The following is a 19,076-nucleotide window of genomic DNA, read 5'->3' as shown; positions in this document are numbered from 1 at the left end:
AACAGATGAAACGCCGAGATTTGTTGAAACACATGGGAGCCGCTTTGCCCGCCGCCGCGTTGTCAGGCGTCGCTACTGCCGCCGATGCGGTGGCGCCGGGCGCCGCTTTGCCGATTGCCAGCGGCCCGTTTGCGCCGGCCTGGGACTCGCTGGACAAGTACCAGGTGCCGGACTGGTTCCGCAACGCCAAGTTCGGCATCTGGGCACATTGGGGCCCGCAATGCGAGCCGGAATTCGGCGACTGGTACGGGCGCTTGATGTATGAGGAAGGCAGCGACGCCTACCGCCACCACCTGCGGAAATACGGCCATCCGTCCCAATTTGGCTTCAAGGACGTCATCCACCGGTGGAAGGCGGACAAATGGCAGCCGGACGAATTGGTCGCCATGTACAAGAAAGCTGGCGCCAGGTATTTCGTCGCCATGGCAAACCATCACGACAATCTGGACCTGTACGACAGCCGCCACCAGCCGGAATGGAACGTCACCAAAGTTGGTCCGCGCAAGGACCTGATTGCCGGCTGGAGCAAAGCCGCACGTGCCAATGGCCTGCGCTTCGGCGTCAGCGTGCATGCCGCGCATGCCTGGACCTGGTACGAGCTGGCGCAGGGTGCGGACAAGGCCGGCCCGCATGCCGGCGTCGCCTACGACGGCAACCTGACGCGCCTGGATGGCCTGGGCAAGTGGTGGGAAGGACTTGACCCGCAAGGCTTGTACGCCCAGCGCCACCCCCTGAGCAAGGCCGGTGGCGACGGTGGTGTGCAGTATGAGCAATGGCACTGGGCCGGCGGGGCCGCCATACCCGACCAGGCATATTGCGAGAAATTCTTCCACCGCACGCGGGACCTGATCGACTCATACGATCCCGATCTGGTGTATTACGACGACACCGTGCTGCCGCTATGGCCTGTCAGCGACGTCGGCTTGCGCCTGGCTGCGCATATGTACAACCGCAGCATTGCCACCAAAGGTAAGCTGGAGGCTGTCGTCAACGGCAAGATCCTGAATCCGCAGCAGCGCCGCAGCATGGTGTGGGATATCGAACGTGGCCAAAGCAACCAGATTGAAGAATTGCCATGGCAAACCTGTACCTGCATTGGAAACTGGCATTACGACCGGCGTGTGTACGACAACCGCAGCTACAAGAGCGCGCAGACGGTAGTGCATACCTTGATCGATGTGGTGAGCAAAAACGGCAACCTTTTACTCAATATCCCGGTACGTGGCAACGGCTCGATCGACGCGCAGGAGCGCGCTATTGTCGGCGAAATAGGGCGCTGGATGGCGCGCAACGGAGAGGCGATCTATGACACCCGCCCGTGGGCAGTGTTCGGTGAAGGGCCGGTGATGGAGGAAGCCGTGCAGATGTCTGGGGCCGGTTTCAATGAAGGCAAGAGCAAGCCGTTTTCCGCCGCGGATATCCGCTTTACCGCCAAGGGCGAGTCGGTTTTCGCCTTCGTCATGGGCTGGCCGCAGGATGGCAAGGTGACAATCAAGTCGCTGCGCAGCGCCTCGCCGTACCTGAAGAAGCGCATTGCGCGGGTGGAGCTGATCGCCAACGGGTTCCCTTTGGCGTTTCGCCAGACGGCAGACGGCCTGGAGGTGACGCTGCCGCGCGACCAGCCGCCTTTGAGTTATGCCAACGCGCTGAAAATCAGCTGACCGCCAGCGCATTTACAGATTTTCGTTTGTTGTATTGGTGATTTTCGCAATTGCCGCTGAAAAGTGTGAGAGGCAGAATGGTTTCATCGCCAGGCGACATAAAACATACAAGGGAGACATTCCAATGGTTATTCGAATTCTTGCCGCGCACAGCGGCGATATGGCACGCGCCTCGTAGGGCGCGGCGCGGGGCTCCGGGCTTACCCCGCCAGGCACTCCAAAGACATGCGCAGATCAGCCCCGACACGGAGGCATGGTGGCGCTTTATGGGCACACGGTGAGTAAACTTATAAGTTAGAACGAGAGGATTCAGAGTGAGACACTTGAAGAAGACAGCAATCGCCATGGCAGCGGCGCATATTGCACTATTGGCGAGCGGCGTCGCGATGGCGCAGACTACACCAGCCGCGCCGGCCGCCAAGGGAGATCCGAATACCGTGGTGGTGGTAGGCCAGCGCGCAGCGCTGGAGTCAGCACAGAAGATCAAGCAGAATTCCGACGAGATCGTCGATTCGATCGTGGCCGACGATATCGGCAAGTTGCCGGACCGTTCGGTCACCGAAGTGCTGCAACGCATTCCGGGCGTGAGCATCGACCGCACCATGAACCGCGCGGACCCGATGCAGGGCCTGGGCGATGGCATCCAGCACTTTGCCGCGGAAGGCACGGGCGTGTCGGTGCGTGGCTTGAGCTATGTGCGCTCCGAATTGAACGGCCGCGATTCGTTCTCCGCCAACGGTGGCCGCGCCCTGAGCTTCGAGGACGTGCCGCCTGAGCTGATGGCCGGCGTTGACGTGTACAAGAATCCATCCGCCGAGCAGATCGAGGGCGCAGTAGGCGGCCTGGTCAACCTGCGCACCGCCATGCCGTTCGACTTCAAGGGCTTCAAGGCCGCGCTGTCGGTGGAAGGCTCGCGCGCCAGCCGCAGCGGCAAGACCAAACCTGCGGTATCCGGCCTGGTGTCGAACCGCTGGGATACCCCGATCGGGCAGGTGGGCGCGCTGCTCGACCTGTCGCATTCGCAGATCTCCACCGCCAGCGATGCACTTGGCGTCAGCAACTACCTGCCGCGCGCCGATATCACGCCAGGCCAGTTGCGCTGGATCAGCCCCGGCGCCAGCTGGAATTCCAACACCTTCGACCGCACCCGCGATGGCCTGTACGGCGCGCTGCAATGGAAGAAGGACAATCTCTCGTCCGGCCTGACCTACTTCAAATCGAAGTACAAGATTTACACGGAAGAGAGCGGGTTCTTCATGACCACCACCGCCTCGACCCTCACTGTCGACCCGGGCGCGACTTACGACGACAATGGGGCGCTGTTGACGGGCGTATTGCGCAATCCGACCGATGGCGGCTTTGGCCTGAGCAACGGCATCGGCTTCGGTACCGACGCGCGCACGACCAGCCGCAAGGCCGACACGTCCGACCTGTCCTGGAACGCGCAGTGGCGCGCTTCCGACCAGTGGGTTTTCAAGGCGGACCTGCAGCATACCCGTGCCACCACCAAGGGCTACGACAATACTGTCGGCCTGGGCGGCTTCATGCCCAAGGAAACGATGGACTTGCGCACTTCGCCGCCGACCTACACCTTCGACGATGGCGACCGTGCCTGGCTGGCCGATCCCTCGCACTATTACTGGAGCTTTGCGCAGGAGCACCGTGACAAGGCGGTAGCCAAGCAGAATGCGGCACGCCTCGACGCCAAGTTCATTTTCGATTCGCCCGTTCTTCAGGACCTGCGCTTCGGCGTGCGTGCGACCAAGCGCGACGCGATCACCAACCGAACCCATGGCGGCAACGGCGGCAACGAATGGCAAAATATCACGCAGTCCTGGTCGGTCGGCAACAGCTGGCAGCCATACAGCAAATTCGCCGTACTGACCGATCCGCGCCTGGGGCAGAACTACACCGCGCACGCCTTCCCCAGCTTCTTCAACGGCACCGTGCCGGCTCCTCCGGCGATCATCGTGCCGACGCCGGCGACCGTGGCAGGCTCCTTCGATGCCACGCCGGCGATGTTCCAGGAGTTGCACGGTTACGCCAACTATTTCTGCGCCAACCCCGGACCGACCGGCGATTGCACCAACTGGAAGCCTTCGCCATTCGGTGGCCCGAGCGACACCAATGAGCAGCACGAGCGCACCAAGGCGGCGTATGCCCAGCTGCGCTTTGCCTTCGACAACCTGCCTTACCCGGTCGATGGCAACATTGGCACGCGGGTCGTGAGAACCGAAGCGCAGGCAGTTGGCATGTTCCTCTTCAGCCCTCCAACAGGGACCCAGCCTCCGGGTGTGCCTGTCATTGCGGAGTTGGAAGAGAAGCGCACGGTTGAACATAATTACACCAACGTCCTGCCGAGCCTTAACCTGCGCATGAAAGCCGGTGACAAGCTGCAGTTCCGCTTCGCTGTTTCCAAAGGCATGACGCGGCCGGACTTCTACCTGATGCAGCAGTACACCACGCTGGAACAGAAGGTGAACACGCACACCGACGCGACGACCAACCAGTCAGTGCTCGATTCGATCGACTACAAGGGCAATGCCAATGGCAACCCGATGCTGAAGCCGACCACGTCGACCAACGTGGACCTGACGGCCGAGTGGTATGGCAGCCATGGCAGTTCGCTGACCTTGTCCGTGTTTAACAAGAATCTCAAGGACATCATCATCAACCGCACGTTCGCCTATACGCTGGCGGACAGTGCAGGCACGGCGCATGATTTCCTGACGACGGGACCAGTGAACGGCGCCGATGGCCGCGCGCGTGGTGCCGAGGTCGGATTCCAGCACTATTTCGACAAGCTGCCAGGCTGGCTGTCGGGCATCGGTTTGTCGGGCAACTACACTTATATCGATAGCAAGCTGGATATGCACGCGCCGACTGGCCTGTGGTGCACGCCGAAGGGCACGCTGGAGGCCAACACGCTGCGTGACCTGGCCGGCTGCGATACCGATGGCCGTGTGATCGGCAATATGCCGCTGACAGGCATGTCGAAGAATGCATACAACCTGGCCTTGCTGTACGATCAGGGACCGTGGTCGGGGCGCCTGGCGTACAGCTGGCGTTCGAAGTACCTGCAAGTGATCAATGCCTACGGCAGCAATGGCACCGATGGTCTGGACCAGAACCCGGATAGCCCGAACAAGGGCCAATTGAACTCGGTGAATTACGCACTGCCTGTATGGGGCGGCGCGTATGGCCAGCTGGACCTGGGACTGCAGTACAAGGTGACTGACAACCTGACGGTGGCCTTCAACATCGGCAACTTGAACAACGCCATGTACAAGCAATACGTACAGCAGCACATCGGCATGAAGGAGCACTTCGCTAACTTCACTGGCCGCAGCTATTACCTGCAGGCGCGTTACTCGTTCTAATGTGGCCCGGCAGCACGCCCGCGCGGCGTGCTGCCTTTTTTGATATGGGTGTCGCTTGAAAAAAATACACAGCCGCCTGATGGCGGCGTTTTGCTTGGCAGGCATGTTGACGGCGAATGCCGATGCCGCCCAGGCGCCGATTCCGCAACTGGTACGTCAGGATGGGCGCTATGCGCTGCTGGTCGACGGCCAGCCATTCACCATGCTCGGCGTACAGGCACATAACTCCAGCAATTATCCGGCCGCACTGGATAAGGTGTGGGGCGCTGCAAAAGATGCGCATGCCAACACGGTCGAAATCCCGGTGGCCTGGGAGCAGCTGGAGCCGGTCGAAGGCAAGTTCGATTTCAGCTACGTCGATACGTTGGTGGCGCAAGCGCGGCAAAATAAGATGCGGCTGGTCCTGCTCTGGTTTGGTACCTGGAAGAATACTGGTCCCCAGTACACGCCGGAATGGGTGAAGTTCAACAACCAGCGCTTCCCGCGTATGGTCGATAAGGACGGCAAGACGATCTACTGCCTGTCGCCGTTTGGCGAGCAGACCTTGCAGGCCGACACCAGGGCTTTCGTCGCGCTGATGGAGCACCTGAAGAAAATCGACAGTGCGCAGCGCACCGTTATCATGGTGCAGGTTGAGAACGAGGTCGGCACCTATGGTACCGTGCGCGACTTCGGCGCCAAGGCACAGGCGGCTTTCAAGCAGCCGGTTCCGCAGGCTGTCCTGGCGCGCAAGAAAGCACCCGTTGCCGGCGCTGCCATCGGCAGCTGGGCCGAAGTCTATGGTCCGTATGCGGACGAATACTTCCATGCCTACTCGGTTGCCAGCTATATCGAAACGTTGGCCAAGGCCGGGCGCGCGGTGTACGACTTGCCGATGTTCGTCAACAATGCCCTGCGTGACCCGGTCGAGCCGATGGCTCCGTGGAAGGGCAACTTTGCTAGCGGCGGTCCGACCTTCGATGTGATCGATATTTACAAAGCCGCGGCTCCGCACGTCGATATTGCCGCGCCGGACCTGTACTCGCCGGAATCGAAGAAACTAGGGGCCACCCTGGCCTTGTTCCAGCGCCAGGACAATGCCTTGTTTGTTCCGGAGATGGGCAATGCCGCTTTGTATGCACGCTATGTCTACCAGATCCTCGGGCGCGGAGCGATCGGTGTCTCGCCGTTCGGGATCGATTATGCCGATTACAGCAACTATCCGCTCGGCTCCAGGCTGAAAGACAAGGCCATGGCCGAACCGTTCGGCAAGGTCTACGCTGCCTTCCGCCCGATGGCGGGCAAGTGGGCGCAATGGTCGCTGGCCGGCCGCACCTACGGTATCGCGGAAGCTGATGATCGCCAGCCGCAATCGTTTACCGCCGCGGGCTGGAAAGTGACAGCTACCTTCCGCGAGTGGCAGTTCGGTAACGCCAGCAAGGACGACCTGCCGCCGGGCACTGAATCGCCCAACGGCGGCGCCGCACTGGCACAGATAGGCGACAATGAATTCGTCGTCGTCGGGCAGAACGTGCGCCTGAACTTCGAAGGCGCGGGAGCCAACGCCGGCAAGCCATCGATGTATGCGCGCGTGGAAGAGGGCCGTTTCGATGCTGCCGGCAAGTGGATCATGGAGCGCAACTGGAATGGCGACCAGACCGACTGGGGCATCAACTTGACAGCCAATCCCACGGTGTTGAGAATCCGTCTGGGGACATATTGAAGGAGAAACAGGCATGTCCGGTAAGCCGATTCGAAAAATCGTCATCGTCGGCGGCGGCACCGCAGGCTGGATGACTGCGGCGCCGCTGGCGCTCAAGCTTGGCAAGTCCTGCGAGATCGCGCTGGTCGAATCGCCGGAGATCGGTACCGTGGGGGTGGGCGAGGCGACACTGCCGACCATTCGCTACTACAACCAGGCACTCGGCATCGATAACGCGGATTTCGTCCGGAAGACGCAGGCCACCTTCAAGCTCGGCATCGAGTTCAAGGATTGGGGCCACATCGGCAACCGTTTCTTCCATGGATTCGGCGATTTCGGTCCCGCCATCGAGAACCGCTCCCCGGTCATGTATTGGCTGCGCCTGGCGAGCGTCTACAAGGACATGCCGTCGTATGAGGAATGGTCGACAGCGACGGTGATGGCGCGCGCCAACCGTTTCATGGAGCCCTACGGCGACCAGCCTGCCGCAACCAATGCGTTCTCCTACGCCTACCACTTCGACGCCAGCCTGTATGCCGCCTTCCTGCGCGGTTATGCAATGGAACGCGGCGTGCAGCGCGCCGAAGGGATGATCAATGAGGTTGAACAGCACCCGGAAACCGGTTTCATCACCGCGCTGAAGCTGAAAGACGGGCGCCGTATCGAGGGCGACCTGTTCATCGACTGTTCCGGCTTCCGCGGGCTGTTGATCGAGGGCGTCTACCAGACTGGCTATGATGACTGGAGCGCCATGCTGCCCTGTAACAGCGCGCAGGCCGTGCCATGCGAAAAGGTGGAGCCGCTTACGCCGTACACGACGTCGACCGCCCGCAGCGCGGGCTGGACCTGGCGCATTCCGCTGCAGCATCGCACCGGCAATGGCCACGTTTACTGCAATGGCTTCACCACCGATGAAGAAGCGGGACGCGTGCTGCTGGACGGCCTGGATGGCCGCGCCCTTGACGAGCCGCGCCAGCTTCGCTTTACGACGGGACGGCGGCGCAAGTCATGGGTCAAAAATTGCGTGGCGATTGGACTGTCGAGTGGCTTCCTGGAGCCGCTGGAATCGACCAGCATCAACATCATCGAAAACTCGGTCGGCTGGCTGCTGGAGTTTTTCCCGGATTGCGACTTCAGTCCGGAATTGGCCAATGAATTCAACCGCTTGGTGTCGCAGCGCTATGAATATGTGCGCGACTTCATCATCCTGCACTACAAGGCGACGCGGCGCGATGACTCGGAATTCTGGCGCTACTGCGCCAGTATGGCGATCCCGGACACGCTGCGCCACCAGATCGAGCTGTTCCAGGCGACCGGCCGGGTGGCCATTTATGACGCGGATGGCTTTGGGGTGGCATCCCATCTATCGATCATGATGGGACTTGGCATCATGCCGCAGGCGTATGATCCGCTGGTTGACCTGTTCGACCTGGCGCGCATGAAGGACCATTTCGCCCGAGTGCATGACACCATCCGCCAGGCGGTGGACGCGATGCCGCAACACGGCGATTATATTGCGAAAATGCGGTAGATGCCTGATGTACGCGTAATTATGAGCCGCGTTGGTGAGTTTCGCAATTGCAGATAGCACTTGCAGCGGGCAACATTCATTCGTCAATCAACAAACGCAGTCAGGGAGAAGATTCAAGTGACGAATGCAATATTGCCCACCGATCTGGAGCGGGCATTGCTGGTAGGGCGTGTCTGGCGCGAAAACGTCGGGCCGGCGGTGGTCGTTGTGCGTCAGGGCGAAATGTTCGATATCACCCGGCATGCACCGACGGTGTCCGCATTGTTCGAGCGCGCCGATTTGCATCAGCTGCTGATGCAGGCGGACGGTGAACCGCTCGGCCCTGTAGCTGCCTTGGCGAACGAAGCTGGTGCCAGCGAAGGCGTGCTTTTGATGGCGCCATGCGACCTGCAGCCCATCAAAGCCTGCGGTGTTACCTTTGCCGTCAGCCTGCTGGAACGGGTGATCGAAGAACGGGCCAAGGGCGATCCGGCCCGTGCGGCCGAGCTGCGGAAGGAAATCCAGTCGCGCATCGGCGCCGACCTGTCCGAAATCCGCCCCGGCTCCGAAGCGGCCATGCAATTGAAAGCGGATCTTTTGGAGCGTGGCCTGTGGTCGCAATACATGGAAGTGGGCATTGGGCCGGACGCCGAGGTGTTCACCAAGTCGCAAGCCATGTCGGCGGTCGGCCACGGCACGGCGGTAGGCATCCATCCGGAATCGAAGTGGAATAACCCGGAACCGGAGATCGTCCTGGCCGTCAACAGCGCCGGCGTCGCTCTGGGTGCAACCCTGGGCAACGATGTCAACCTGCGCGATATCGAAGGCCGCAGCGCCCTCTTGCTGGGCAAGGCCAAGGACAATAATGCATCCTGCGCCATCGGTCCGTTCATCCGTATGTTCGACCAGCATTTCAGCATCGACACGGTGCGTAACGCCGAAGTCAGCCTGCGCATTGAAGGCGAGGACGACGGCTTCCAGCTTGCCGGGACCAGCCGCATGCGTGAAATCAGCCGCGACCCGCTGGACCTGGTGAAGCAGACCTGCGGCCGCCACCACCAATATCCCGACGGCTTTATGCTCTTCCTCGGCACCATGTTCTCGCCGACCAAGGACCGCGACGCGGCGGGCTCTGGCTTCACCCATCACCTGGGCGACCGCGTCAGCATCAGCAGCCCGGCGCTGGGCACCCTGGTCAACCAGGTGCAGCGCAGCGACCAGCTGCCGCCGTGGACTTTCGGAGTGCGTGCACTGTATAGCAACCTGGCGCAGCGCGGCATCGCGTTCGGGGAGTGAGCATGTCCGGAAAACCTATGGAGTTTGCCCGTTACCCTGATCTGCCGGGTAAGCTGGTGGTGGTCACTGGCGGCGGCACCGGCATCGGCGCCGCCATTGTCGAAGCGTTTGCGGGGCAGGGCGCGCATGTCGTGTTCCTTGACGTGCAGGACGCCCCCTCCCAGCAACTGACTCATAAGCTGGCCCAATCCAGCTTCCCACCGCGCTATGTGCATTGCGATCTGACCGACCTGGAGCAGCTTGGCGCGGCCTTTGCCGGTATCGCACGCGACTACGGCGCCGTGGACATCCTGGTCAATAATGCCGCCAACGACCAGCGCCACCAGGTGCAGGAAGTCACCGCGCAATATTGGGATCAAAGCCTGGCGGTCAACCTGCGCCATCAGTTTTTCTGCGCGCAGGCGGTCCTGCCTGGCATGCAGGAAAAGAAGAGTGGGGTCATCCTGAACTTCGGTTCCATTTCCTGGCACCTCGCATTGGCCGGGCTACCGCTGTACATGGCCTCCAAGGCGGCGATCGAGGGCCTGACCCGCGGCCTGGCGCGCGAGCTGGGGCCGCACGGGATCCGCGTCAACTGCATTGTGCCGGGCGCAGTCAATACGCCGCGCCAGATGGCGTTGTGGCAAACGCCTGAAAGCGAAGGCGAGATCCTGGCGGCACAATGCCTGCCGCAGCGCGTGCAGCCCGATGACGTGGCGGCGCTGACCCTGTTCCTGGCCTCGTCCAACGCCGCGCGCTGCAGCGGTCGTGAATACTTTGTAGACGCGGGGTGGTACGGTGCATAAGGAGGATGGCAACATGAGCGAACGCCGTTTCCGCTCGCAGGATTGGTTCGACAATCCGGAGCGCATCGACATGACGGCGCTGTATCTCGAGCGCTTCATGAATTACGGGATCACTGCCGAGGAACTGCGTTCGGGCCGCCCCATCATCGGGATCGCCCAGAGCGGCAGCGATATCAACCCTTGTAACCGCATCCACCTGGAACTGGCCAAGCGGGTGCGTGAAGGCATACGGGACGCGGGCGGGATTCCGATGGAGTTCCCGGTACACCCGACTTTCGAGAACTGCCGCCGTCCGACTGCGGCGATCGACCGCAACCTTGCCTACCTGGGCCTGGTGGAGATTCTGCACGGTTATCCGATTGACGCGGTGGTGCTGATGACGGGCTGCGACAAGAGTACGCCGTCGCAGCTGATGGCTGCCGCCACGATGGACCTTCCGGCCATCGTGCTGTCGGGCGGGCCCATGCTGGATGGCTGGTTCGAAGGCGAACTGGTTGGTTCGGGCGCCGCCATCTGGAAAGGCCGCCGCATGCTTGCCGCGGGCCAGATCAACGAAGAGAAATTCCTGCAGATCGCTACCGCGTCGGCGCCTTCTTCGGGCCATTGCAACACAATGGGTACCGCATCGACCATGAATGCGATCGCCGAAGCGCTGGGCATGTCGCTGACAGGTTGCTCCGCCATTCCGGCACCTTATCGTGAACGCGGCCAGATGGCCTATGAAACCGGACGCCGTATCGTGGCCATGGCGCATGAAGACCTGCGGCCATCGAAGGTCATGACGCGCGATGCCTTCCTCGACGCCATTGTGGTCAACGCCGCCATCGGCGGGTCGACCAACGCGCAGCCGCACATCATGGCCATGGCGCGTCACGCCGGGGTGGACATCACGCCGGAAGACTGGATGCGCTACGGCTATGATGTGCCCCTGCTGCTCAATATGCAGCCGGCGGGCAAATACCTGGGCGAGCGCTTCCACCGCGCCGGCGGCGTACCGGCCATCATGTGGGAGTTGATGCAGGCCGGGCGCCTGCGCCAGGACCGGCCAACTGTGACGGGGCGCAGCATGGCCACTAACCTGGAAGGCCGCGCGACGGCAGACCGTGAAATGATCCGTCCGTTCGAACAGCCGCTGAAGGAGCAGGCCGGTTTCCTTGTCCTGAAAGGCAACCTGTTCGACTTTGCGATCATGAAAACCAGCGTGATCTCGGCGGATTTCCGCCAGCGCTACTTGTCGACGCCGGGCCGCGAAGGGGTGTTCGAATGCCGCGCGGTCGTCTTCGACGGTTCGGACGACTACCATGCGCGCATCAACGATCCTGCCCTTGAAATCGATGCGCGAACCATGCTGGTGATCCGCGGCGCTGGGCCGATAGGCTGGCCGGGTTCGGCCGAAGTGGTCAACATGCAACCGCCGGATGCGCTGCTCAAGCAAGGCATCACAGCGCTGCCGACGCTGGGCGACGGCCGCCAGTCCGGTACTTCGGACAGTCCGTCGATCCTGAATGCATCGCCGGAAAGCGCCGCCGGCGGCAATCTGGCGTGGTTGCGCACCGGTGACATGATTCGCGTCGACCTGAATGAGGGAAGCTGCGATGTGCTGATCAGCGATGAGGAATTCGCCGAACGTAAAAAGGCTGCGCCGGCGCCGATCCCTCCAAGCCAGACGCCCTGGCAGGAATTGTATCGCGCCACGGTGGGCCAGTTGCAGTCCGGCGCCTGCCTTGAGCTGGCTGTTTCCTACCGTGGTGTGGGGCAGGATATGCCGCGGCATAACCACTGACCGGCATGGCTTCGAGTCCGGCAGCGGCATCATCGCTGCCGCGCTTGAGCACAATTTATTCTTCGCATTGATCGAACTGGTCATCATTGTGGCCGTTGCGCGCATTGCAGGCCAACTCGCGCGCAAAGCCGGCCAACCGCATGGCGTCGGCGTCTGGCGCCAATTTCTGAAAGTCTCATATTCCGGTTCCGGCCGCGCGGGGAGTTCCGTCGGCGCTGCACCTGTCGCGTCCCGTGTACGGGGTTGATCTTCTGCAATGCGGAGCATGGGCAAGGCCCGACGTTACGAGATGTCTATACATTGCCTGGAAAACGACAGTGGCCTTTGAGATTTCGATTTGAAATGGAATAATGGGCCTCAGCGGTTCCAAGTCACAAGATTGTCGATGAATCGCGATGGCCAGCAGGAGGTGATGATGCGCTCTACAACGGAAGTGCTCGGGTCACATAGCGTTCGGCACGAGATGTATACCGTAATTTGCAAGAGTGGACAGCGCGGTATCGAGTTCAGCGATGCCCGGCTTGCGGCGTTGGCCTTCCTGCGCGCCCCGGCCGATGACCGGCCTTTTGTCTTGCGCCACCAGGGTAATGCGACGCATGTCATTGCTTCTGCAAAGGCGGGAACAAAGCTGATTGAACCCGGGCGGCTCGACGATACCTTCCGTGCTGCTTACGAGTCGGCGGCCATTGCCGATGCGTTTTCGTGAGGCCGGATTATCATTGGATGTGAGCAAGCCAGCAGAAGCGGCCGCCGTAATTGTCCGGCCGCAGGCTTGCCGGGCGGCGCTGGCAGCCCTGCACAGGCCTTCGTGACCGGATCGCGCGGCCGCTCCGCTTTAACTTTGACGGCACTCACTCGGGCCGGACATTCGCAGCTTTCTCGCCTTTAGGACTTGGGGCGCGCTCAAAGGACACGCGTTGATTTTCTTTGAGAGCCTTGAATCCTTTTGCCTGGATATCCTGGAAATGCACGAACAGGTCTGCACCGCCGGTGTCGGGTGTGATGAAGCCAAATCCCTTGGCGTCATTGAACCACTTTACGGTGCCGGTTTCGGTAGTCATGTGTAAACCTCGAATCGAGATGAAAATTGCCTGGCGCTTCCTGGTGAATAACGCCAGCTGGGCCAGCCTACCTACGGGTAGGTCCGAGAAGGTCTGGAACTGTTCTCCCTGCCGACAAAGACCCGGTCTGTAATGTCATGACGGAACAGGTCAAGCCAGGAAGTATTGTCACTGATGAGGTATTGTCTGGTTTTGCCAGTTGACTTACGCGTCACCGTAAGTTCGCCCTGCAATCCGGATACCTCGTCGGTCTTGGGATCGGTTGTGTCGATGGCGGTCACCGAAAAGTCTTGCTGAGCCAGACGGTACTGGCGCAGGATCGATTCAAATTCCGCAATATCTCTCTGTTCGATCAGTTGCATGGTTTCACCTTTTGAGGGCTTGCGCTTTCAGTTTAGGCCGAATTTGCCGCTCTGCTTTTCAAATAGTGCGCAGGTGAGCCAGGGCCGCAATGCCGGCCGTCCGGATAAGCCCCCTATGTGCTATGCCGCACAGATCCGCCTGAAGCGTCGAACCTACACTGACGCAAAGCAATACCAGGTTTTTCGCAAGCGCTGCAAGACCAGCGTCGTCAAAAGAAAAACAATCCGACACCATGAGCAAGGTCGCTGCCAATCAGGCGCAAGGCGCCTCATCCCGTTCACCACCGACCATTGTTGTCAGCGGAGAAGGTGACAAGCACGCGATGTCGGGCTCGCTTGTCATTGCCACTCTTACTACCGCCAGAAACTCGCTGAAGAGCTGGCCACAGCACGGAACTGACAGCACGCTTGATGTGTCGGGAATTACGCAGCTGGATACGCCGGGTGCGCTGTTCCTGTCCGCCTTGCGCCACCTGGGCGTAGCCCTGACCGGGGTGCGTTCGGAACACCAAACCTTGTTCGACCTGATCGATTCACTCGAACTCAAGCCGCTGCCAGCTGTAGCCCCCGTTCCGCGGTGGCGCCAGATGGTGACGGCGCTGGGGAAAAGCGCCCACGACGCCAGGCACGAAGTGCTTTCCCTCATCACCTTTATCGGCCGTGTCGCAAGCTGGATGGTTGATGCGGCGTTACACCCGAGCACTTTGCGCCCGTCGTCGATCTCGCGCCACGTAAGGGAAACCGGCATGCAGGCTTTACCCATCATTGGTTTGATGGCAGTCATGATTGCCATCGTCATCGGTTACCAGGGTGTCGCGCAATTGCGCCAATATGGCGGAGAAGATCTTACGATCAACCTGGTTGCGGTCTCTGTACTGCGTGAAATGGGGGTATTGATCACTTCCATCATGGTGGCCGGCCGCTCGGGCTCTGCGTACACGGCTGAAATCGGCGTCATGAAAACGCGCGACGAAGTCGATGCGCTAACCGTGATGGGACTGGAGCCGATGCAGATGCTGGTGGTGCCTCGCGTGATCGCGCTGGTACTGACCTTGCCCGTGCTTTCCTTCTTTGCCGACATCATGGGCTTGATCGGTGGCGCGGCCATCTCGCAAGTGCTGTTGCACCTGTCGCCGACACAATACCTGTCCCGCCTGCCGCAAGTGGTCAGCCTGAGCGACTTGATGGTCGGACTGTTCAAGGCGCCGGTCTTTGCCTTCTGCATTGCAGCCATCGCCTGCATGCACGGGCTCAGGGTGACCGGTTCGGCGGAGAGCGTCGGGCGCGAAACCACCCGCTCGGTCGTGAAGTCGATCTTCCTGGTGCTGGTGCTTGATGCCTTGTTCTCGATCCTGTTCGAAAAGCTCAAGGTATGAATCCCGCCGCCGCGACCATCCTGTCTGCCCGGGGCATCGTCAACCGTTTCGGCAAACAGCTCATACATGACAAGCTCGATCTTGACGTCAAGCGTGGCGAAATACTCGGCATCGCAGGCGGCTCCGGCTCCGGTAAATCGGTGCTGCTCAAGACCCTCATCGGCCTGCATCAGCCCGATAGTGGCGATGTCCTGTTCGAGGGCAAAGCGATCGGCGCCATCTCAGCCCATGAGCGTGCTTTCGCGTTGGGCGTCCTGTTCCAGCAGGGCGCCTTATTCTCCTCCCTGTCGGTGGCCGACAACATCATGCTGCCCATGCGCGAACATACGAGCTTGCGGGCCGACGACCGGCAGCAGATCGCCGCGATGAAACTGGCGTTGACCGGGTTAAGCGCGGATAGCGGCATCAAGCTGCCATCCGCATTGTCGGGCGGCATGGTCAAGCGCGCGTCGCTTGCCCGCGCGCTGGCACTTGATCCCCAGATTCTTTTCCTGGACGAACCAAGCTCCGATCTCGATGCGATAGCCGCCGCCGGCATCGACGACTTGATCCTGCAGCTCAACCGAAGCTTGGGCATCACGGCTGTGATTGTCACGCATGACCTGACTACTCTGGTGACCATTTGCGACCGCATCGCTGTGCTGGTCGACCGGGGCCTTACCATCGGGACCGCCGACCACCTGCGGCAATCCAGACACCCATGGATACACGACTTTTTCCACGGGCCGCGTGCCGAGGGGGCAATGACAGCAAGGAAGGTAAGCCATGGAAACTGACAAACGCTATTTTATGGAAGGGCTGTTCATCATCGGCTTCGTTATTGCCGCCGCTTTGTTTGCGGTCTGGCTGGGTAGCCCGGGCCGGCGCGACGATGTACTGTACCGGATTCATTTTCCCGAATCGGTCAGCGGCCTGGCCGTGGGCGATCCAGTGAAGTTCCGTGGCGTCGATGCCGGAACGGTCAAATCCATCATCAACGATCCGGATGACCCGCGCCTGGTGCAGGTCGACGTGCGCTTGCGCAAAGAGACGCCTGTGAAGACGGACACCCGGGCCAGCCTGGCGATCAAGGGCATTACCGGCGTCGTTTTTGTCGAATTGAGCGGCGGGGACAAGTCGGCCAAACCCCTGCTGGCGGAAACGCGCCCAGACAAGGTTCCCGAGATTCCATTCCAGAAATCCGGTCTCAAGGCTATGCTTGATGACCTGCCCAAGGCCGTTGAAAAATTCATGGCAATCGAGAACCAGGCCAAGAAAGTTGTCGCGGATGTCGGCGGGCTGACCGAAAAGGTCAAGGCCAATCCTTCGCTGCTGCTACGCGGCCCAAGCAAAGATAGCAACGAAGCTGCCAAAAAATAAGTGCGGGCGGCCTGACTGGCAGGACAGGCCGCCCGAGTGGCGCATCAGAATTTGTACTGCAGGTTGGCAAACATCGAGCGGCCGCGTGGATCGCCGTAGGTCGGGTCCCAGGTCACTTCGAAGTAGCGCGACTGGTTGGTGAATGGCGGCGGCGTATCGAACATATTGATCACGCCGGCCCGTAGCTTGAGGTTCTTGGTGAACGCGTAGCTGCCCGTCAGGTCCCACAGCGAATAGGCCTTCACGTCGCGGTCGTTCCAGCCCGGATCGGCCAGGCCTGGAATGTTCTGGTCTCGATAGCTGGAGAAGAAGGTGTTGCCCAGGCTCAGATTGAGCGGACCCTGGGCCCAGTCGATATTGAGCTTGTGGCGCCAGCGTTGCACGGCCTTGTCGTCGCGGAATACGCCCAGGCCATTCGTCATCGGCGAGTTCGGATCGGACTGGAATTTGTACTTGGTGATCAGCGTGCCGTCCAGGCTGGCGCTGAAGCGGCCCAGTGAGGTGGCATCGCCATGCCAGTTAAGCGCAATATCGAATCCTGAAGTGTTGAGCTTGCCTCGGTTTTCCTTCTTGAACTGCAGGAAGGATACGGCGCCATCGTCGTCTCGCACCACGATCTGCGGATCGTTGTAGTAGATCGGGTTGTCGAACACGGTTTGCTCGCCGATTTCCGAAATGATGTCGGTCTTCCGAATGATCCAGTAATCGAGGCTGCCGTCCCAGTTTTTGTTGGGTTGCAGTACCAGGCCGGCCGAGAACTGCTTGGACTTTTCCGGTTTCAGTTGCGGATTGCCGTAACGGTCCAGGTCGAATTGGGAAACTTCGCCGGAGACCGGGTCTTTCACGAAGCTGGCTGTGGTGCCGGATCGCACCGGCAGGAACAGTTCGGCAATCGATGGTGCCCGGAAGCCAGTACCGTAGGAAGCGCGGCCCAGGACTTCCTTGTTGGGACGGTAGCTGACAGCGATTTTCGGATTGGTGGTTGTCAGCTTCGGCGTGGTGACGTTGGTCAGCGGATCATGCACGCCTTTGTAGCGGTCGTGACGGATGGCAAACTGGCCTTCCCACTCCTTGCTGAATGGCGCATTGATCTCTGTGTAGAAGCCGGCGATGTCGCGCGAGTTGGACGAATCGGCCAGCAATTCGTCGGAGCTGGCGCGGTCGCCCTGCACGTCGTTGGTGCGCAGTGCGTCGGTGGCGCTGAATTCGGTCTTTTCGCGCCGCAGTTCGGCGCCTACAGCCAGCATGACATCGCCACCGGCCAAGGACATCAGCGGGCGGGTCAGTTTGCCGTCGACGCTGTCGCTGGTGCCTTTGGAAATACGTGCCGCATCATGGATTTTGATCGAGTCCATGAATTTTCGCCCCGAATCATCGGTGGCCGGAACAAACGGGTTGTACTGGCCACTGGCTATGCCAGCCAGCATCTTGCTGCGCGAAACCCAGCCATCGATATCCAGGTCGGTGGCTTTGTTCATGCTGTGGTTGAATGCCGCATCGTAATCCCAATCGCCGGCCTTGCCGGTCGCGCCGAATACGAAGCGTGACGCTTTGCTGGTCACTTCCGAGGTACGGCGGCCGGCGTCCGACAGGCGGAAGCGGAAGTTGACCGGGGTGATGATGCCGGTCTTGGCTTGCAGGTCGGCCGGCAGGTAGATGCCGTTGTCGGTGCCGTTAATGCTGCCCGAGGTTGCGGGTGAGGCAGCATAGCTGGTCTTGGCTTTGCTTAGGAGGACTTCGGCAAATATCTGGTCGGCCTCCGTCACCTGGAAGGTAGCCCGGCCGATAAAGCTTTGCTTTCTGGAGTCCGGATAGACTTCGGAGTCGCCCATGTAGTTGAAGGAACAGCCTTCCGTGCCGCCGGGACCGAGCGGACGCACCACGTTGGGGCTGCCGTTCACGCAGGAATCCTTGCCGAAGTTGACGCGCCGGCCCGGCGACGGCACCCAGGTGCCGCCGGGGCCGGAGCCCTTCAGGTAGCTGGAATTGTTCAAGGTCGCCAGTTGGGCGGACGTCAGGTCGACGTTGCCAGGAAAGGAATAGCTCGATAGCTGCGGCGACAGGCGGTCAGGCAGGCTGTATTCCTGCATGAACTCTCGCTGCGAGCTGGCCAGGCGATCCGTTTTCTGCACGTCCAGGGCACCGAACACGTTGTAGCGGTCGGTGGTCAGATTACCAAAGCCGCCGGACAGCGTCGCCGATTTCTTTCCGCCGCCACCCTCGCTAGTCCCTAGCGCATACATGCTGGCATCGCCACCCTGGTAATCTTTGCGGGTGATGAAGTTGATCACGCCACCCATGGCATCGGTACCGTAAATCGCTGACGCGCCGTCCTTGAGTACTTCCACGCGTTGAATGGCGCCGGCCGGGATGTTGTTCAGGTCAACGCCTGAATTGTCGCCAGGGCTGGCGAAGTTGGCCATGCGACGGCCGTTCAGCAGCACCAGCGTACTCGATACACCCAGGCCACGCAGGTTGGCGCCGTTAAAACCGCGCTGGCCACCCATGACGTCGCTGACGCTGGCGCCATCGGTCAGGCCACCGACATTGGAGGAGATTTTTTGCAGCAGTTCGGCGGCCGTGGTCACGCCGGTCTTTTCAATATCTTCCCGCTTGATGATTTCGACTGGCAGTGCTGCCTCACCCTCGATGCGCTTGATGCTGGAGCCGGTGATTTCCACGCGCGGCATATTCTGCGCATAAGCGTTCAAGCTCATGCCGCCAAGCGCGAGTAAGACGGCATGGGTGCAGTGGGAGCGGCGCAATGCCGATGCCTTGTGCTTGCCAGGTATTTTCATGCGATCAGTCCTTGTAAGTGGGTT

At 60.8% G+C, this 19,076-nt stretch carries 14 protein-coding genes; 11 read left to right on the top strand and 3 right to left on the bottom strand.

Annotated elements, in window-relative coordinates:
• Positions 1-5: 5 nt before the first annotated feature.
• From ASD58_RS24290 to ASD58_RS24255, 8 genes are all read left to right on the top strand, one after another.
• Positions 6-1,661 (top strand): alpha-L-fucosidase, encoded by a 1,656-nt coding sequence (locus ASD58_RS24290; RefSeq protein WP_057263966.1) that lies wholly within the window; start codon positions 6-8, stop codon positions 1,659-1,661.
• 314 nt (positions 1,662-1,975) lie between these two features.
• Positions 1,976-5,041 (top strand): TonB-dependent receptor, encoded by a 3,066-nt coding sequence (locus ASD58_RS24285; protein WP_057263964.1) that lies wholly within the window; start codon positions 1,976-1,978, stop codon positions 5,039-5,041.
• A 55-nt stretch (positions 5,042-5,096) separates the two neighbouring features.
• Positions 5,097-6,743 (top strand): DUF5597 domain-containing protein, encoded by a 1,647-nt coding sequence (locus ASD58_RS24280; RefSeq protein WP_229210089.1) that lies wholly within the window; start codon positions 5,097-5,099, stop codon positions 6,741-6,743.
• Between the two features lie 13 nt (positions 6,744-6,756).
• Positions 6,757-8,253 carry a tryptophan halogenase family protein gene (locus tag ASD58_RS24275; protein ID WP_057263962.1) on the top strand — a complete coding sequence of 499 codons (1,497 nt, stop codon included), beginning with the start codon at positions 6,757-6,759 and terminating at the stop codon, positions 8,251-8,253.
• A 117-nt stretch (positions 8,254-8,370) separates the two neighbouring features.
• A complete protein-coding gene (locus tag ASD58_RS24270; RefSeq protein ID WP_229210088.1) occupies positions 8,371-9,528 on the top strand; it encodes a fumarylacetoacetate hydrolase family protein in 1,158 nt (385 codons plus the stop codon).
• A 17-nt stretch (positions 9,529-9,545) separates the two neighbouring features.
• The gene (locus ASD58_RS24265) at positions 9,546-10,313 is read left to right on the top strand and encodes an SDR family NAD(P)-dependent oxidoreductase (RefSeq protein WP_057263960.1); all 768 of its coding nucleotides are present in this window, start codon (positions 9,546-9,548) and stop codon (positions 10,311-10,313) included.
• 13 nt (positions 10,314-10,326) lie between these two features.
• Positions 10,327-12,096 (top strand): IlvD/Edd family dehydratase, encoded by a 1,770-nt coding sequence (locus ASD58_RS24260; RefSeq protein ID WP_057263958.1) that lies wholly within the window; start codon positions 10,327-10,329, stop codon positions 12,094-12,096.
• A 385-nt stretch (positions 12,097-12,481) separates the two neighbouring features.
• Complete coding sequence (locus ASD58_RS24255) at positions 12,482-12,802, top strand: hypothetical protein (RefSeq protein WP_156401460.1); 321 nt, start codon at positions 12,482-12,484, stop codon at positions 12,800-12,802.
• Between the two features lie 145 nt (positions 12,803-12,947).
• Here the strand turns inward: ASD58_RS24255 and ASD58_RS24250 are convergent, their stop codons facing one another.
• Both ASD58_RS24250 and ASD58_RS24245 read right to left on the bottom strand, forming a co-directional pair.
• A complete protein-coding gene (locus ASD58_RS24250; RefSeq protein WP_057263955.1) occupies positions 12,948-13,157 on the bottom strand; it encodes a cold-shock protein in 210 nt (69 codons plus the stop codon).
• Between the two features lie 71 nt (positions 13,158-13,228).
• The gene (locus tag ASD58_RS24245; protein ID WP_057263953.1) at positions 13,229-13,519 is read right to left on the bottom strand and encodes a hypothetical protein; all 291 of its coding nucleotides are present in this window, start codon (positions 13,517-13,519) and stop codon (positions 13,229-13,231) included.
• A 233-nt stretch (positions 13,520-13,752) separates the two neighbouring features.
• Between ASD58_RS24245 and ASD58_RS24240 the strand changes: the two genes are divergently transcribed.
• The 3 genes from ASD58_RS24240 to ASD58_RS24230 are packed head-to-tail and all read left to right on the top strand — an operon-like array spanning position 13,753 to position 16,254.
• Positions 13,753-14,895, top strand: a complete 1,143-nt coding sequence (locus ASD58_RS24240; RefSeq protein WP_082565650.1) for an ABC transporter permease — start codon at positions 13,753-13,755, stop codon at positions 14,893-14,895.
• Positions 14,892-15,671 carry an ABC transporter ATP-binding protein gene (locus ASD58_RS24235; protein WP_057263949.1) on the top strand — a complete coding sequence of 260 codons (780 nt, stop codon included), beginning with the start codon at positions 14,892-14,894 and terminating at the stop codon, positions 15,669-15,671. The genes ASD58_RS24240 and ASD58_RS24235 overlap by 4 nt, the downstream gene beginning before the upstream one ends.
• Complete coding sequence (locus ASD58_RS24230; protein WP_057263947.1) at positions 15,661-16,254, top strand: MlaD family protein; 594 nt, start codon at positions 15,661-15,663, stop codon at positions 16,252-16,254. The genes ASD58_RS24235 and ASD58_RS24230 overlap by 11 nt, the downstream gene beginning before the upstream one ends.
• Before the next feature lie 44 nt (positions 16,255-16,298).
• Here ASD58_RS24230 and ASD58_RS24225 read toward each other — a convergent pair whose 3' ends face one another.
• Positions 16,299-19,052, bottom strand: coding sequence for a TonB-dependent receptor (locus tag ASD58_RS24225; protein ID WP_162253058.1), 2,754 nt, complete (start codon positions 19,050-19,052; stop codon positions 16,299-16,301).
• Between the last annotated feature and the right edge of the window lie 24 nt (positions 19,053-19,076).

The sequence above is a fragment of the Duganella sp. Root1480D1 genome, assembly GCF_001427305.1.
In the GTDB taxonomy this organism is placed as follows: Bacteria; Pseudomonadota; Gammaproteobacteria; order Burkholderiales; family Burkholderiaceae_D; genus Rugamonas.
The sequence above is the reverse complement of the archived record's forward strand: the minus strand, read 5'-3'. Positions and strand labels throughout refer to the sequence as shown.

Coding starts and splice junctions, on each gene's coding strand:
- ASD58_RS24290 (WP_057263966.1), top strand. CDS start 6: ATGAAACGCCGAGATTTGTTGAAACACATGGGAGCCGCTTTGCCCGCC.
- ASD58_RS24275 (WP_057263962.1), top strand. CDS start 6,757: ATGTCCGGTAAGCCGATTCGAAAAATCGTCATCGTCGGCGGCGGCACC.
- ASD58_RS24265 (WP_057263960.1), top strand. CDS start 9,546: ATGGAGTTTGCCCGTTACCCTGATCTGCCGGGTAAGCTGGTGGTGGTC.
- ASD58_RS24260 (WP_057263958.1), top strand. CDS start 10,327: ATGAGCGAACGCCGTTTCCGCTCGCAGGATTGGTTCGACAATCCGGAG.
- ASD58_RS24255 (WP_156401460.1), top strand. CDS start 12,482: ATGAATCGCGATGGCCAGCAGGAGGTGATGATGCGCTCTACAACGGAA.
- ASD58_RS24250 (WP_057263955.1), bottom strand. CDS start 13,157: ATGACTACCGAAACCGGCACCGTAAAGTGGTTCAATGACGCCAAGGGA.
- ASD58_RS24245 (WP_057263953.1), bottom strand. CDS start 13,519: ATGCAACTGATCGAACAGAGAGATATTGCGGAATTTGAATCGATCCTG.
- ASD58_RS24240 (WP_082565650.1), top strand. CDS start 13,753: ATGAGCAAGGTCGCTGCCAATCAGGCGCAAGGCGCCTCATCCCGTTCA.
- ASD58_RS24235 (WP_057263949.1), top strand. CDS start 14,892: ATGAATCCCGCCGCCGCGACCATCCTGTCTGCCCGGGGCATCGTCAAC.
- ASD58_RS24230 (WP_057263947.1), top strand. CDS start 15,661: ATGGAAACTGACAAACGCTATTTTATGGAAGGGCTGTTCATCATCGGC.
- ASD58_RS24225 (WP_162253058.1), bottom strand. CDS start 19,052: ATGAAAATACCTGGCAAGCACAAGGCATCGGCATTGCGCCGCTCCCAC.